This window comes from Streptomyces sp. UH6 (assembly GCF_013421635.1).
In the GTDB taxonomy this organism is placed as follows: domain Bacteria; phylum Actinomycetota; class Actinomycetes; order Streptomycetales; family Streptomycetaceae; genus Streptomyces; species Streptomyces abyssomicinicus.
On record NZ_JACADT010000828.1, the window covers coordinates 1 to 2,545 of the forward strand.

General features: G+C 71.1%; 1 protein-coding gene. It reads right to left on the reverse strand.

The window, feature by feature from the left end:
- Window positions 1-12 precede the first annotated feature (12 nt).
- Entirely contained in the window at window positions 13-2,469 is a 2,457-nt protein-coding gene (locus tag HW445_RS26395; protein WP_180223392.1) for a DNA topoisomerase (ATP-hydrolyzing) subunit A, read from the reverse strand.
- Between the last annotated feature and the right edge of the window lie 76 nt (window positions 2,470-2,545).

Genomic DNA, 2,545 nt, shown 5'->3' on the forward strand with positions numbered 1-2,545 from the left:
GACGGGGCGCGGTTACGCCGGGCCGGCGACGACGGCGACCGTCTTCGGCAGGCCCACGCCCGAGCCGTCGCGGCGCGGGTCCATCTCCGGCAGCTCGGCCGGCATGCCGTTCTTCTGACCGGCTCGGGCCGGCACCGGGCCCGCCCAGGCCACCGAGAGGCAGTCCTCGCCCTTGAGGAAGCGCTGGCACCGCACGCCGCCGGTCGCCCGGCCCTTGCGCGGGTACTGGTCGAACGGCGTCAGCTTGGCCGTGGTCTGCACCGAGTCGTCGAGCGTGCCGCGCGAACCGGCGACCGTCAGGACGACCGCTTCCCGGCCGGGGTCCACCGCGGTGAACGAGATCACCTTGGCGCCGTCGGCCAGCTTGATGCCCGCCACGCCGCCCGCCGGGCGGCCCTGCGGACGGACCAGGGAGGCCTGGAAACGCAGCAGCTGGGCGTCGTCGGTGATGAAGACCAGGTCCTCCTCGCCGGTGCGCAGCTCCGCCGCGCCGACGATCCGGTCGCCCTCCTTGAGGGAGATGACCTCGAGTTCGTCCTTGCCCGCCGGGTAGTCCGGGACGACCCGCTTGACGATGCCCTGGAGCGTGCCGACGGCGAGGCCGGGGGAGGACTCGCTGAGCGAGGTCAGGCAGACGGGGGTCTCGTCGTCCTCGAAGGAGACGAACTCGGCGAGCGGGGCGCCGCCGGACAGGTTGGCCGCGGTGCCCGCGGCGATCTCCGGGAGCGGCGGAAGGTCGACCACGTTGATCCGCAGCAGGCGCCCGGCGGAGGTGACGACGCCGACCTCGCCACGCGCGGTGGTGTCCGCGACGGAGACGATGACGTCGTGCTTTACCCGCTTGGCGCCCTCCTGGGCGGGGAACGGGTCGGCGTTCGCGGTGCGGGCCAGCAGGCCGGTGGAGGAGAGCAGCACTCGGCACGGATCGTCGGCGACCTGCAGCGGCAGGGCGGCGGGGGTGTCCGCGGACTCCAGCAGCACCGTGCGCCGCGGGGTGCCGAACTTCTTGGCGACGGCGGCGAGTTCCGCGGAGACCAGCTTGCGCAGCTCGGCGTCCGAGTCCAGGATCCGGGTCAGGTCCGCGATCTCGGCGGTGAGCCTCTCCTTCTCCGCCTCCAGCTCGATGCGGTCGAACTTCGTGAGGCGGCGCAGCGGCGTGTCGAGGATGTACTGCGTCTGGATCTCGGACAGCGAGAAGCTCTCCATCAGGCGCTGCTTGGCCTGGGCGGAGTTGTCGCTGGAGCGGATGAGGCGGATGACCTCGTCGATGTCGATGAGCGCGGTCAGCAGGCCCTCGACCAGGTGCAGCCGGTCGCGCTTCTTGCCGCGGCGGAACTCGGAGCGGCGGCGCACCACCTCGAAACGGTGGTCGAGGTAGACCTCGAGCAGCTCCTTGAGGCCCAGCGTGAGCGGCTGGCCGTCGACCAGGGCGACGTTGTTGATGCCGAAGGACTCCTCCATCGGCGTCAGCTTGTAGAGCTGCTCCAGCACGGCCTCCGGGACGAAGCCGTTCTTGATCTCGATGACCAGGCGCAGGCCGTGCTCGCGGTCGGTGAGGTCCTTGACGTCGGCGATGCCCTGGACCTTCTTGGAGCCGACCAGGTCCTTGATCTTGGCGATGACCTTCTCGGGGCCCACCGCGAAGGGCAGCTCGGTGACGACCAGGCCCTTGCGGCGGGCGGTGACCTGCTCGACGGCGACCGTCGCGCGGATCTTGAAGGTGCCGCGGCCCTTCTCGTAGGCGTCGCGGACGCCGGACAGACCGACGATCCGGCCGCCGGTGGGCAGGTCGGGGCCGGGGATGTGCCGCATCAGCGCGTCGAGGTCGGCGTTCGGGTGGCGGATCAGGTGCCGGGCGGCGGCGACGACCTCGCCGAGGTTGTGCGGCGGCATGTTGGTCGCCATGCCGACGGCGATGCCCGAGGCGCCGTTGACCAGCAGGTTCGGGAAGGCGGCGGGCAGGGCCACCGGCTCCCGCTCCTGGCCGTCGTAGTTGGGCTGGAAGTCGACCGTGTCCTCGTCGATGGACTCGGTCATCAGGCTCGTCGCGTCGGCCATCCGGCACTCGGTGTACCGCATGGCGGCCGGCGGGTCGTCGTTGCCCAGGGAGCCGAAGTTGCCGTGGCCGTCGACCAGGGGCACGCGCATGGAGAACGGCTGGGCGAGGCGGACCAGGGCGTCGTAGATCGACGTGTCGCCGTGCGGGTGGAGCTTGCCCATGACCTCGCCGACCACACGGGCGCACTTGACGTACCCGCGGTCGGGCCGCAGGCCCATCTCGTTCATCTGGTAGACGATCCGCCGGTGCACCGGCTTCAGGCCGTCGCGCGCGTCGGGCAGGGCCCGGGAGTAGATGACCGAGTACGCGTACTCGAGGAAGGAGCCCTGCATTTCGTCCACGACGTCGATGTCGAGGATCCGCTCCTCGAAATCGTCGGGCGACGCTGTCTTCGTGCTGCGGCGGGCCATCGCTGCCGGGCTCCTTCACGGTCTTGCGAGCATGAACGGGGGACTGTCGCGCACCATTGTGGCCCTCGCCGCCGAC